12 protein-coding genes are annotated in these 12,294 nt (G+C 68.9%); 7 read left to right on the top strand and 5 right to left on the bottom strand.

Features of this window, described 5'->3' with window-relative positions:
- Nucleotides 1–42: 42 nt before the first annotated feature.
- Nucleotides 43–1,044 carry a threonine aldolase family protein gene (locus EO081_RS11280; protein ID WP_129342011.1) on the top strand — a complete coding sequence of 334 codons (1,002 nt, stop codon included), beginning with the start codon at nt 43–45 and terminating at the stop codon, nt 1,042–1,044.
- Nucleotides 1,041–1,970 (top strand): DMT family transporter, encoded by a 930-nt coding sequence (locus EO081_RS11275; protein WP_129342010.1) that lies wholly within the window; start codon nt 1,041–1,043, stop codon nt 1,968–1,970. Before EO081_RS11280 ends, EO081_RS11275 begins: the two co-directional genes overlap by 4 nt.
- Here the strand turns inward: EO081_RS11275 and EO081_RS11270 are convergent.
- The gene (locus EO081_RS11270; RefSeq protein WP_129342009.1) at nt 1,880–2,713 is read right to left on the bottom strand and encodes a Rossmann-fold NAD(P)-binding domain-containing protein; all 834 of its coding nucleotides are present in this window, start codon (nt 2,711–2,713) and stop codon (nt 1,880–1,882) included. The genes EO081_RS11275 and EO081_RS11270 overlap by 91 nt on opposite strands.
- A gap of 170 nt (nt 2,714–2,883) precedes the next feature.
- Nucleotides 2,884–4,518: a M28 family peptidase gene (locus tag EO081_RS11265; RefSeq protein ID WP_129342008.1), complete on the bottom strand. Its 1,635-nt coding sequence runs from the start codon at nt 4,516–4,518 to the stop codon at nt 2,884–2,886.
- Between the two features lie 482 nt (nt 4,519–5,000).
- On the opposite strand from EO081_RS11265, the gene EO081_RS11260 reads away from it, so the two are divergent.
- Nucleotides 5,001–5,420 (top strand): hypothetical protein, encoded by a 420-nt coding sequence (locus tag EO081_RS11260; protein ID WP_129342007.1) that lies wholly within the window; start codon nt 5,001–5,003, stop codon nt 5,418–5,420.
- A 551-nt stretch (nt 5,421–5,971) separates the two neighbouring features.
- Here the strand turns inward: EO081_RS11260 and recN are convergent.
- Both recN and EO081_RS11250 read right to left on the bottom strand, forming a co-directional pair.
- Entirely contained in the window at nt 5,972–7,636 is a 1,665-nt protein-coding gene (gene recN, locus EO081_RS11255; RefSeq protein ID WP_129342006.1) for a DNA repair protein RecN, read from the bottom strand.
- Nucleotides 7,637–7,672: 36 nt separating this feature from the next.
- Nucleotides 7,673–8,476, bottom strand: a complete 804-nt coding sequence (locus EO081_RS11250; RefSeq protein ID WP_129342005.1) for an outer membrane protein assembly factor BamD — start codon at nt 8,474–8,476, stop codon at nt 7,673–7,675.
- 125 nt (nt 8,477–8,601) lie between these two features.
- Here EO081_RS11250 and EO081_RS11245 point away from each other — a divergent pair, with 125 nt between their 5' ends.
- The 4 genes from EO081_RS11245 to EO081_RS11230 all read left to right on the top strand — a co-directional run bounded on the left by EO081_RS11245 (nt 8,602) and on the right by EO081_RS11230 (nt 11,307).
- Complete coding sequence (locus EO081_RS11245; RefSeq protein WP_129342004.1) at nt 8,602–9,432, top strand: class I mannose-6-phosphate isomerase; 831 nt, start codon at nt 8,602–8,604, stop codon at nt 9,430–9,432.
- A 63-nt stretch (nt 9,433–9,495) separates the two neighbouring features.
- Complete coding sequence (locus EO081_RS11240) at nt 9,496–10,194, top strand: hypothetical protein (protein ID WP_240697641.1); 699 nt, start codon at nt 9,496–9,498, stop codon at nt 10,192–10,194.
- Nucleotides 10,195–10,327: 133 nt separating this feature from the next.
- A complete protein-coding gene (locus EO081_RS11235) occupies nt 10,328–10,612 on the top strand; it encodes a hypothetical protein (RefSeq protein ID WP_165284607.1) in 285 nt (94 codons plus the stop codon).
- Between the two features lie 140 nt (nt 10,613–10,752).
- Complete coding sequence (locus tag EO081_RS11230; protein ID WP_129342002.1) at nt 10,753–11,307, top strand: glycine zipper 2TM domain-containing protein; 555 nt, start codon at nt 10,753–10,755, stop codon at nt 11,305–11,307.
- A 36-nt stretch (nt 11,308–11,343) separates the two neighbouring features.
- Here the strand turns inward: EO081_RS11230 and rarD are convergent, their stop codons facing one another.
- The gene (rarD, locus tag EO081_RS11225; protein WP_129342001.1) at nt 11,344–12,240 is read right to left on the bottom strand and encodes an EamA family transporter RarD; all 897 of its coding nucleotides are present in this window, start codon (nt 12,238–12,240) and stop codon (nt 11,344–11,346) included.
- Between the last annotated feature and the right edge of the window lie 54 nt (nt 12,241–12,294).

The raw sequence follows: 12,294 nt of genomic DNA, 5'->3' as shown, positions 1-12,294 counted from the left end.
CTCCCCGTTGACCTCCGCCGCGGCCCCGCCCAAGGCGCTGGAATGCGCTTCTTTTCCGACAATGCCGCCGCCGCCTGCCCGCAGGTGATCGACGCGATCCTCGCCGCCAACCGGCTTGACACCGCCTATGACGGCGATGCGCTCAGCCAGTCGCTCGACGGCCGGCTGTCGGAACTGTTCGAGACCGAGGTTGCGGCGCTGTGGGTCCCCTCCGGCACCGCCGCCAATTGCCTCGCGCTCGCGGCGCTGTGCCCGCCGCACGGCGCGGTCGTCTGCCACGCCGACGCGCACATCCAGAACGACGAGGGCGGCGCGCCGGAATTCTACACTCACGGCGCCAAGCTGCTGCTGGTCGAAGGCCCCGGCGCCAAGCTCACGCCCGACACCCTCACCGAGCGGCTCGACCGCGTCGCGGCCGGCGTCCACTGGGTGCAGCCGCACGCCGTCTCGATCACCAACGCCACCGAATACGGCTTGGTCTACACGCCGGCCGAAGTGGCCGAGATCGGCGCGATCACCCGCGCCCGCGGCCTGGGCCTCCACATGGACGGCGCGCGCTTCGCCAACGCGGTCGCCCATCTCGGCTGCACCCCGGCCGAGGTCACCTGGAAGGCCGGCGTCGACGCCTTGAGCTTCGGCTTCATCAAGAACGGCGGCATGAGCGCCGAGGCGCTGGTGTTCTTCAAGCCCGAGCTCGCCGCCGCCACCAAATACCGCCGCAAGCGCGCCGGCCTGCTCGCGTCCAAGGGCCGCTTCCTCGCCGCGCAGATCCTGGCGATGGTGGAGGAAGACCTCTGGCTCGCCAACGCGCGTGCCGCCAATGCAGGTGCCGCGCTGCTCGCCCGCGCGGCCGGCGACCGCCTCGTCCACCCGGTCGAGGCGAACGAGGTCTTCCTCCGCGCGACCCCTGCGGAAGCCGCGTCGCTGCGCGCGCTCGGCTTCGATTTCTACGACTGGGCGCCGGGCGAGATCCGGCTCGTCACCTCCTGGGACCAGACCGAGGAGCAGATCCGCCCGCTCGCAGAAGCCATCGCGGCACTGTGACCACGCCCGTCCCCGCCGGCGAGACGCCGCGTTCCGCCACGCTCGGCGTGCTGATCCCGTTCGGGATTGTGACGCTGATCTGGGGGTCGACCTGGATCGTCATCCGCGACCAGCTGGGCGTGGTGCCGCCGACCTGGTCGGTCGCCTATCGCTTCGGCGTGGGCGGGATCGCCATGCTGGTGTGGGCGCTGCTGCGGCGCGATTCCCTGCGCCTCGACGCGCGCGGCTGGGGCTTCGCTGCCGTGCTCGCGCTCACCCAGTTCTGCCTTAACTTCAACTTCGTCTATCGCGCCGAACAGTCCGTGACCTCGGGGCTGGTGGCGGTGGTCTATGCGCTGCTGATCGTCCCCAACGCGACGCTCGCGCGCATCTTCCTCGGCCAGCGCATGGGCCGCCAGCTGCTGGTCGGCTCGGGCATCGCCATGGCCGGGGTCGCGCTGCTGTTCGTCCACGAACTGCGCCAGGCGGCGGCGGACAGCGACACGGTGCTGCTGGGCATGGGCATCACGCTCGCCGGCGTGCTCTGCGCCTCGGTCGCCAACGTCATGCAGGCGACCAAGACCGCGAAGCGCTACCCGATGGCCCCTGTCTTGGGCATCGCGATGCTGATGGGCGCGGCGATGGACGCCGCCTTCGCCACCGCCACCGTCGGCCCGCCGGTGTTCGACTGGCGCTGGGCCTATGTCGCGGGCATCCTCTATCTCGCGATCTTCGGCTCGGCGATCGCGTTCGCGCTCTACTTCGGCATCATCCGCGCGATCGGCCCGGCCAAGGCAGCCTACAACGGCGTCGTCGTGCCGGTGATCGCGATGCTGCTCTCGACCCTGTTCGAGGGCTATCGCTGGTCGCTGCTCGCCGGCGCCGGCGCACTGCTGGTGCTCGCCGGACTGGTCATTGCATTGAGCGCGCGCAGGCCGAACCGGTAATCGGGATAGCGCAGCCGCCAGCCGAGCACCCGCTTCGCCCGCCCGTTCGCCACCCGCCGGTTCTCGGCATAGAAGCCCCGCGCCATCGGCGAGAGGCTTTCGAGCGGCACGAACGGCGGCGGCGCCACTCCCAGAAGCCGCGCGGCATAGGCGACGACGGCATTCTGGTCCGCCGGCAGGTCGTCCGCGAGATTGTAGGCTCCCGCCGGTGCATCCAGCGCCGCCGCGATCCCGGCGGCGATATCCTCGACATGCACCCGGCTGAACACCTGCCCGGCCAGGTCCACCCGATGCGCAGCCCCTGACCGCACCCGGTCGAGCGGCGAGCGCCCCGGCCCATAAATCCCCGGAAGCCGCAGCACCCGCGCGCCCAGCCCCAGCCACGCCCGGTCCGCCGCCACCCGCGCCGGCCGCCGCCCGCCCAGCGGCGCGCTCTCGTCCACCCAGCCGCCCCCGGCATCGCCGTAGACGCCGGTGGACGACAGATAGCCCAGCCAGCACCCCCGCGCGGCCAGCGCGCCGCCATAGGCCTCCAGCACCGGATCGGAGTCCTCGGCCGGCGGCACGCTCGACAGCACCGCATCGGCCGCCGCGATCTCGAACCGCACACGATCTTCGTCGGCAAACGCGACCGTCCCCTCGCGCCCATCCCGGCTCGTCCCGATCACTCGCCAGCCACGCGCGCGCAGCCGGTCGGCAGCGACCCCCGCGGCATAGCCCAGGCCGAACACCAGCATCCGCATCCTAACCTCGACCGATCATCATCACGACCGCCCCTCACTTCCGTTTGTCTCGAGTAGGGATCGAGCTTGTCGATAGCCCGTATCGAGAGAGCCCCAACAACCGACCTCTCAATACACCGTCTCGACAAGCGCGACGGCTACTCGAGGCAAACGGAAAGGAAGGGCCCACCCTATTTCGCCATCGGCCCGTGATAGAGCGTCCCGAAATAATCGCCCCGGTTCCAGCGCGGCCGGTCGGGCGCGTCGGCGAGCGTCTGGACGATCGCCTGGTTCACGTCGACGAACGCCTCCGCCGCCTGCCAGTCGATCGGCAGTCCGATCTCGTCGGACGGCTGGTGATAGTTGTTCTCCAGGAACGCCTTGGTTGCAGCCGCCCCCGGCCCGCCCGGCCCCGGGTTGAGCGACACCGAAGGCACGCCCTGACGCACGAAGCTGTAGTGATCGGTGCGTACGAAATCGGCCTCTTCGGGCGCAGGGTCCGGCACCAGCGCGAACCCGCGCGCCTTGGCCGCAGCCGCCACCGCCGGGCCGATGCTCGACCGGTCCGCGCCGAACGCGACCAGGTCGACGAAGCGATAGGTCAGGATCGGCATGTCCAGGTTGACGTTGGCGACCACGGCTTCCTTCGGCACCGTCGGGTGCACCGCGAAATAGTCGGAGCCGATCAGCCCCTTTTCCTCGGCGGTGACCGCCACGAACAACAGGCTCCGCTTCGGCCGCGTGCCCGCCGCGCCGAATGCCTTGGCAACCTCCAGCATGGAGGCGATGCCGATCGCGTTGTCGAGCGCGCCGTTGTTGATCGCATCGCCTTCGATCGGCTTGGTGACGCCGATGTGGTCGAGGTGCGCGGACAGCACCACCACCTCGTTCGCCAGCGCCGGATCCGAACCGCGCAGCATGCCGACCACGTTGGCGCTCGGCACCTGCTCCACGGTGAAGCGCTGCTCGGTCGACAGCGTCGCCGCGAGCGGGCCGGTCGGCAGCTTCTTGCCCGCATCGTCCGCCGCGCGCACATCGCTCCAGCGGATCTTCGATCCCGCGAACAGCTTGTCGGCACCGGCAAAGCTCAGCACGCCCAGCGTCGGGACACCGGCGTCGCGCGGCTTGCCCGCCGCATCCGCCCAGGTGACCCCGCGCGTGTCCCAGCCCTCGGCCATCGCCTCGAACGGGAACACCTGGTGGATCTGGCTGGTCTCGATCACCACCACGCCCACCGCGCCATGCGCCTTGGCGAGCCGTGCGCGGTCCAGCCGATTGCCCAGATGCGCCGCGATCTCGCTGTTGAGCCCCTTGGGCCCGCTGTACAGGATCGCGACGATCTTGCCGCGCACGTCGAGCCCGCGATAGTCGTCGCGTCCCGACGCCTTGTCGACGATGCCATAGCCCGCGAACACCACCGGCGCGGACGTGGCGATGCGCTCGGCATAGGGCGTGACCCGTATCGTCCAGTCGGTGCCGAACGCCATCGGCACCTGTCTGCCCGCGACCGTCAGCGCCATCACCGGCTCGCCCGCGGGCTTGGCCGCCACCAGCGGTACCGGCTGGAACCAACTGCCGTTCGCGCCGCCCGGCGTCAGCCCGGCCGCCAGCATCTGCGACGCGACATATTCGGCGGCGACGTCATAGTCGGGCGTTCCCGCCTCGCGCCCGCGCAGCGCATCGGACGCGAGAAACGCGACATGCGCCTTGATCGCCGCCTGTTCGGGCGAGAGCGCCGCCTGTTCGGCAGGCGCCGCGGCCTGCGCCTCCGCAGGCTGGGCCGCGACCAGGGACAGCAACGGCAGGCAAAGCAGCAAGGAACGCATCGACGACTTCCGGCAGAAGGGGGGAAAGCCGCACCCTAGAACAGGATGGCGCAAGGCCAAAGCACTGCGTCCCGAACCCCTGTACCCCTTCGTACCCCGGCGAAGGCCGGGGCCCAGTTGGAATAGCTGCTGTGAGGCACAGCACGCCCGAACTACGCCCCCCACCTAGACGCCGGCCTCCGCCGGGGTACAAGCGGGAAGCCCCCCCTTACCCACCATGATCCTGACGAAACGTCAGCATCCATCGCCCCGTGCTCCCGCGAAAACAGGAGCCCAGACCCCCAAGCTCCGCGCCTCGCTCCGCCGCTCCTGCAAGCCCCTGCGCGTCTGGCCCCACACGCAAACGAACGTCCGGAAATGGGTGGAAAGCCGACCGGCGGCTTTGGGTGCGCAAGTTGGGAAAGCCGCCGTTCCAGAGCCCGTGCAAATAACGGCTGTCTCGCGGTTTGCGGAGGCTTCGGTTACTAGGATATGCGTGCGAGATGCTATCGCTGATCCTTCCCGTTACGCTGTGGTTCGCTGCACCGGTGCCGCAAAACATGATCGTCGATACGATCTGCAGCGATCCGGAGCGAGCGCGAGTGCTCGCAAGAGCAACAATCATTTTACCGGACGACAACATCGATAAGCTCGGTGACGACTTCGAAAGAATATCAAAGCTCATCAATATGACAACGTGGCAGGTCGGCATGACGTCAGAGAAGGGAGTACGGGAGTCTCTTACCTTAGGGCTGCAGAGCGCCAAGGTTAGCGTCGGCATCGAAGCCGATGGGGAGCCGGGACAGCGTACGGCCAAGTTGCAAGTGAAACGGACCTGCATAAACGACGATCTCGAACCTTGGTCTGGGTATTGGTCTGATCTTAAGCGTGAGTTGAAAGCTCGTGGGTATCAGCTTCGTTGAACGACAATGCCATTGCCTCACGACCTGAACGAGCGGCGGCTTTGAGCCGCTGCGGTCAGCACGCTGAATGACCGACATTGGGCGTTAGCGGTCGTTCCCGGCGAAGCCGTCACGACTTGCCCCGGCCTCTTCGTCGATACTCAAACCGCACTTCGGGCAGGGATCTATCACCCATGGATAGAAGGTCGCCCCGCGCTGGTTGATAAACCCATGGTGACATGGGCGTCGTCGGATGCAACGGATCAGTAGCATCAACGAGATGCATGAGGTGGCGCCCCAGATGAACCGCCAAGGCATCGGCAGTGCCGGAGACCACGCACCGGTCGCGCATACGATGCTGTAGAAGATAATCTTCAACGAAGAACTGGTCGAACGTTGCATCAGACACCCACGTTGCTGGTGCGCCGTCCAATCGGCGTGGTGGCGTCGGCGGGGCAATTTAGCACCTTAGCGCCGGTGCCTCCTTGTGCAACGCGGAACGTCTGCACCGGAGCGAGGCGTCGCAGGGCACAAATATCCGCAACTGGGCGCTAGCAGTCGTTCCCCGCCCCTCAGGCCGCCCCGATCAGCCGCGCCGCCTGCGCCCTTGCCTCGTCCGTGATCTCCGCGCCCGACAGCATCCGCGCGATCTCCTCGCGCCGCTCGTCCGGGTTCAGCGGGGTCACGCCGGTGCGCGTCACCAGCCCGTCGCTGCGCTTGGCAATCAGCAGGTGCCGGCGCCCGCGCGCGGCGACCTGCGGGCTGTGCGTCACCACCAGCACCTGGGTCCGCTCCGCCAGCCGCGCCAGGCGGTCGCCGATCGCCGAGGCGACCGCCCCGCCGACGCCGCGGTCGATCTCGTCGAACACCATCGTCCCCGCGCCGCCTTCCTCGGCCAGCGCGACCTTCAGCGCCAGGATGAAGCGCGACAGCTCGCCGCCGCTCGCGATCTTGATCAGCGGCGCGAATGGCGTGCCCGGATTGGTCGCGATCTCGAACTCGACCCGGTCCTTGCCCGCAGTCGACCATTGCTCGGGCGCGAGCGTCGCCACCACGGTGCGGAACCGCGCCGCCTCCAGCTTGAGCGGTGCCAGCTCCCCCGCGACGGCACGATCCAGCGCGCCCGCCGCCGTCGTCCGCCGCTCGGTCAGCGCCTCGGCCGCCGCATCATAGGCGGCGCGCGCCGTCGCGACCTCGGCCACCAGCGCCGCGATCCCCTCCTCACCCGACTCCAGCCGCCGCAGCCGCCCGCGCAGCTCGTCGGCCAGCTCGGCCAGTTCGTCCGGCCGCACGCGGTGCTTGCGTGCCACCCCGCGCAGCTCGAACAGGCGCGCCTCGTCGTCCTCCTGCGCGCGCGGATCGAACGCCAATGCCGCCCGCGCCTCGCGCAGCCGGTCCTCGGCCACCGCGCCCTCGATCACCGCGCGGTCGACCGCCGCCAGCGCCTCGGCGAGCGCCGGATGGTCGTCGCCCAGCCGTTCGAGCACCCGCGCCGCCTGGCGCAGCTGCGAGAGGCCACCGCCCGATCCTTCCAGCAGGGTCTCCACCGCCCGCAGATCGTCGGACGCCTTTTCGGCGCGCTGCATCAGCCGGCGGCGGTCGGCGAGCGCCTCCTCCTCGCCCGGCTCGGGCGCGAGTGCGTCGAGCTCGGCGACGGCGTGCTCCAGCCACTCGCGGTCGCGCTGGGCGGTCTCGATCTCCGCCTGTGCCTCGCCGAGAGCCGCCTCGGCATCGCGCCACTTGCGATAGGCGGCGCTCGCCTCCCGCACGTCGATCCGCGCAAAGGCGTCGAGCAGGGCGCGGTGGCCACGCGGGTTCAACAGCCCCCGGTCGTCGTGCTGCCCGTGGACCTCGACCAGATGCTGGCCCATCTCGCGCAGCAGCGCCGCCGACGCCGGCTGGTCGTTGACAAAGCCGCGGCTGCCGCCGTCGCGCTTCACCAGCCGCCGCACGATCAGCGGCTCGCCCGGCTCCAGCTCCAGCCCATTGTCTTCGAAGATGGTGGCGAGCGGCGTGCCCGCAGCCGGCGCCTCGAAGCTCGCGGTCACCACCGCTTGGGTCGCACCGTCGCGCACCAGCCCGGTGTCGCCGCGCGCGCCCAGCGCCAGGCCCAGCGCGTCGAGCAGGATCGACTTGCCCGCCCCGGTCTCGCCGGTCAGCACGCCCAGCCCGGCGCCGAACTCCAGGTCCAGCGCCTCGATCAGCACCACGTCGCGGATCGACAGCGCCGTCAGCATCGATCCGTCCTCATCGCCAGGGGCTGCCGCCGCGCGTCAGGCGTCCTTGGCGGCCGCGGTATGGGGCGCATGCTCCTGCATCAGCTTGTAGGCACGCTCATACCATTCGGTGCCGGGATAGTTGGCGCCGAGCACGGCCGCGGCCTTCCGCGCCTCGTCCGGCACGCCCAGCGCCAGATAGGTTTCGGTCAGCCGCATCAGCGCCTCGGGCGCATGGGTGGTGGTCTGATACTCGTCCACCACGCGGCGGAAGCGCATCGAGGCTGCGAGCCACTGGCCGCGCTGCTCGTAGAAGCGACCGATCTCCATCTCCTTGCCCGCGAGATGGTCGCGGACCAGGTCGAGCTTCAGGCGCGCGTCGGCGGCATAGTTGGTCTGCGGATAGCGGCGGATCAGCTCGCCCAGCGCGGTCATCGCCTGGTCGGTGATCTTCTGGTCGCGAGTTACGTCGGCGATCTGCTCGTAGTAGCACAGCGCTATCAGATAATAGGCGTAGGGCGCTTCCTGGTTGCCCGGGTGCACGGTCAGGAACCGCTGCGCGCCGGCAATCGCCTTCGCATAATCCTTGTCGAGATAGTAGCTGAACGCGCCCATCACCTGCGCGCGGCGCGCCCACACCGAATAGGGATGCTGGCGTTCGACCTCGTCGAACAGGCCGGCGGCGAGCTTGTACTGCCCGCGATCCAGGCGGTTCTTCGCCGCGGTGTAGAGCGTGCCCACGTCGCGCGCCACATAGGGCGTGTCGGAGGAGCCGCCCCCGCTGCGCGCGCAGCCGGAGAGGGTTGCCGCTCCAGCGGCGAACAGGACCAGCGTGCTTGCACGGAACAGGGACTTACGCATGGCATGCGTCTAGCCGCTTAGGGGTGGCGCGAACAATAGCTTTCGCGCAACGTGGAACCGATCGGACGCACGGCGCGCTCGCCGCGCGTCCAGCCCCTGGATTTGCCCTGAAACGGAGAAGCACTTTGCCCGCCACGATGCTCGAAACCCACCGCGTCGAAAAGCCCTGGGGCCGCCACGACCTGTGGCCCGGCTTTCCCGATCCGGCGCCGGGCAGCGATCCGATCGGCGAAGTCTGGTTCAAGTCGCCCGGTGATTCGACCCCCGACCTGCTCGTGAAGTACCTTTTCACCAGCGAGAAGCTGTCGGTGCAGGTCCATCCCGACGACGCCCAGGCGCAGGCCCGCGGCCTTCCGCGCGGCAAGGACGAATGCTGGGTGATCCTGGCCGCCGAGCCGGATTCGACCATTGCGCTCGGCACCCTCGCCCCCATGAGCCACGAGGAGCTGCGCGCCGCGGCCGAGGACGGCTCGATCGAGCACAAGCTCGACTGGAAGCCGGTGAAGGCGGGCGATTTCTTCTATTCCGCCTCAGGCACCGTCCATGCGATCGGCGCCGGCATCACCCTGATCGAAATCCAGCAGAACTCCGAGACGACCTATCGCCTCTACGACTATGGCCGCCCGCGCGAGCTGCACCTCGACGACGGCGTCGCCGTGTCGGACGCGGTGCCCTTCGTCGCCCCGGCGGCACCCGGCAAGATTTCCGAGGACCGCACCATCCTGGTCGAAGGCCCCAAGTTCGTGCTGGAGCGTTGGCCCGCCGGCCAGCGCACCGTGACGCTTCCGGAAGGCACCACCGGCTGGCTCGTGCCCGTCACCGGCGAGGGCACCGCCGACGGCACGCCCTTCAAGGCCGGAGAGTGCCTGACGCTGACCGGCACCACGCAGGTCGAGGCCGGCGAAGGCGCCGACCTGCTGTTCGCCTACCCGGGCAGCGAGCGCATCGCCGCCTGATCCACACGGCCGACCCGTGCGCCCGCGCTCGGGTCGGCCGGCCTCCGTTCGACAGGTTGGTTGATGAACACGAATCTGCTGCGCCTGCTGCTTCCGCTCTCGCTTGCCTTGCCCGTGCCCGCGCTCGCCCAGGCCGACGAGGCCGAGCCTGAGGCGACCGAGGACGCGGTGGAGGACGAGGACATCCCCCTCACGCCCGAGACGCTGGGCGATGCGCTCAGCTGCCGGTCCCATCCGGCCGCGGTCGCCTTCGCCACCGCGCTGTTCCTCCAGGGCAAGGGGCCCGCCTGGATGCGCGAGATCAAGGAGAGCGAGGAGACAAAGGGCGTGATCGGCCTCTACGGCTACACGCTCTCCAAGCCCGTCGCGTTCCTGGGGGAGCAGGTCTCCACCGTCTATTTCCTGAAAGACTGGGTTGTGACGTTCTGGCCGCGCGACAAGGCGGCGGCCTTCATCGCCGCGCAGAAGATGGAGCGCGCGCCCATCAAGGTCACCGAGCAATATTACCGCTTCGTGGACCCCGAGACCGGACCCATGCTCGGCGCCTATGAACCGACCGGCGGTTCGATCGAGGCGGCGCTGGCCAAGGCGTTCGGCGGCGAAGCGCCCCCGTCACCCCCCGCCGACCATCTGTTCGTCGGCTGCAACTATACGCCCGCCTCCCAGGCGGACTTCCTGAAAGCCGCCGCGCAATCCGAAGCGATGCTGCGAGAAGCCGCTGCGGGCATTGCAGAGGCACTCGGCTCGGCAGACCGGGACTAGGTTGCAAAGCATAACGGTAACGGCCGGTGACGCCCGGTTGCGCACCTTGCGCCACCTTACAGGCTAGGGCACCTTCTCCGACATGGGATGGATTGCGAAGCCGGGTTCCGCTGAGGACCGCCTTAACAAGGGGATGACACGCAAGAACGTCACCCTGATCTTCCTGGGTGTTTCAGCGGTTCAAAGCGCAATGCTTGCTTTGGGATTGCTCAAGGCCTTGAAGCCGAGCGGATATTATCTGGCTCTCGCGCCCGTTACCTATGGCGTCGGGGCCGTCTGGAGCGCGGTGGTGTTATGGAGGTCCAAAGAAGCATCAACAGCGACTTGGGTCTTTGGATACTTCTTCGCGGCGCTTCCACTTGTTGAAATGCTCGCCGACACATGGATCGTTAAAAGTGTACCTGAACTGCTCTCATGAGGGCTCACCAGCTTTCCACCGTTTCCCGACGCAGCTGAGGTCTCTACTGGCCTGTGCATGAACGGAAGGTAGTTTGCCGTTCACGCAACCCGGCACCTCGATCCCCGTTCTCCACCCACTAGTTTAAGTGGAGACAGTTGATGCGTATCCCCCTGATCGCCGGCCTGATGGCCGCCATGGTTCTTCCCACCATCCCCGCTGCCGCGTCCGCGGCGCCGGCCGCGCAGGAATGGCGCGATCAGGACTATCGCAATGCCCGCGCCCGGCAGCAGCGCGAGCGGAACGAGCGCCGCTGGAACGAGCGCCGCGCCGAGGAACGTCGGGACGCCCGCCGCGACGACCGCCGCCGCGCCGCCCAAAACCAGCGCGATTGGCGCCAGTACCGCAACTACGACTACAACCGATACGAGCGCGGCCAGGGCCGCTACTATGCCGATCGCTACTATCGCGGCGGCAACTACTACCAGCCGCGCTACCTCAGCCGGAACGACCGCATCTATCGCGGCAGCAACGGCCGCTACTACTGCCGCCGCACGGACGGCACGACCGGACTGATCGTCGGCGGCCTGGCCGGTGGCGTGCTGGGGAACATCCTCACCAACGGCGACTCGCAGCTGCTGGGGACGCTGATCGGCGGTGCGGGCGGCGCACTGCTCGGCCGCTCGCTGGATCGTCGCGAGGTGGTCTGCCGCTAAGTCGGGAGGGGCCGGCGCCTGCCGGCCCCTTTCCCGTCAGGCGACGGCATCACGCCGGGTGCGGCCAAGGACGCTGCCGCCGACATAGACCGCAAGCCCGGCCCAGATCAGCCCGAAGCTCAGCAGCTTTGTCAGGTCCAGCCGCTCGCCGAACAGCGTGATCGCCAAAAGGAACTGCATGGTCGGCGCCAGGAACTGGAGCAGGCCCAGCGTCGCCATGCGAAGCTCGCGCGCGGCCGCCGCGAACAGCAGCAGCGGCACCGTGGTGACCGCCCCCGCCAGCACCAGCAGCGCCGTGGTCCCGCCCTCCCGGCCGAAGCTCATGCCACCGTGGCCCGACAGCCAGACAAGATAGGCCAGCGCGAACGGCGCCAGCAGCAGCGTCTCGATCGTCAGCCCCTCGAAGGCCTCGACCGGCGCCAGCTTGCGGATCAGGCCGTAGAAGGCAAAGCTCAGCGCGATCGTCAGGCTGATCCACAGCGCACCGCCCGCACCCAGCGCCAGCACCGCCACGCCCGCCCCGGCGAGAAGCACCGCCACCGCCTGCGCCCGCGTCAGCCGCTCGCCCAGGAGCGCCACGCCCATCGCGATGTTGAGCAGCGGGTTCAGGAAATAGGCCATGCTCGCGGCCAGCACCTGGTGGTGCAGCACCGCCCAGACATAGAGCAGCCAGTTCGCCGCGATCAGCACCGCGCTCGCCGCCAGCATCGCCATGGTGCGCGGATTGCGCAGCACCGCCCACGAGGAGGCGCGACGCCCCAGCGCCAGCACGATCGGCACCAGCAGCACGACCGACCATAGCACCCGCTGCGCCACGATCTCGCCTGCGTCGACCTGGTCCAGCAGGTGGAAATAGAGCGGCAGCAGCCCCCACAAGCCATAGGCGGTGGCGCCGTGGATCAGGCCGCGGCGGCTTTCAGGCTGTTGCGTCATGAGCTGGAGACCCGCGGTGGTGGGGAAGAAGCGCCGTCGCCGTGCCGCCAAAGC

It is taken from the genome of Sphingomonas desiccabilis, from assembly GCF_004135605.1.
Classification (GTDB): domain Bacteria; phylum Pseudomonadota; class Alphaproteobacteria; order Sphingomonadales; family Sphingomonadaceae; genus Sphingomonas; species Sphingomonas desiccabilis.
This window is presented reverse-complemented; position numbering and strand designations above follow the sequence as displayed.

Coding starts and splice junctions, on each gene's coding strand:
- EO081_RS11240 (WP_240697641.1), top strand. CDS start 9,496: ATGAACACGAATCTGCTGCGCCTGCTGCTTCCGCTCTCGCTTGCCTTG.
- recN (WP_129342006.1), bottom strand. CDS start 7,636: ATGCTGACGGCGCTGTCGATCCGCGACGTGGTGCTGATCGAGGCGCTG.
- EO081_RS11265 (WP_129342008.1), bottom strand. CDS start 4,518: ATGCGTTCCTTGCTGCTTTGCCTGCCGTTGCTGTCCCTGGTCGCGGCC.
- EO081_RS11280 (WP_129342011.1), top strand. CDS start 43: ATGCGCTTCTTTTCCGACAATGCCGCCGCCGCCTGCCCGCAGGTGATC.
- EO081_RS11250 (WP_129342005.1), bottom strand. CDS start 8,476: ATGCGTAAGTCCCTGTTCCGTGCAAGCACGCTGGTCCTGTTCGCCGCT.
- rarD (WP_129342001.1), bottom strand. CDS start 12,240: ATGACGCAACAGCCTGAAAGCCGCCGCGGCCTGATCCACGGCGCCACC.
- EO081_RS11270 (WP_129342009.1), bottom strand. CDS start 2,713: ATGCGGATGCTGGTGTTCGGCCTGGGCTATGCCGCGGGGGTCGCTGCC.
- EO081_RS11235 (WP_165284607.1), top strand. CDS start 10,328: ATGACACGCAAGAACGTCACCCTGATCTTCCTGGGTGTTTCAGCGGTT.
- EO081_RS11230 (WP_129342002.1), top strand. CDS start 10,753: ATGCGTATCCCCCTGATCGCCGGCCTGATGGCCGCCATGGTTCTTCCC.
- EO081_RS11260 (WP_129342007.1), top strand. CDS start 5,001: ATGCTATCGCTGATCCTTCCCGTTACGCTGTGGTTCGCTGCACCGGTG.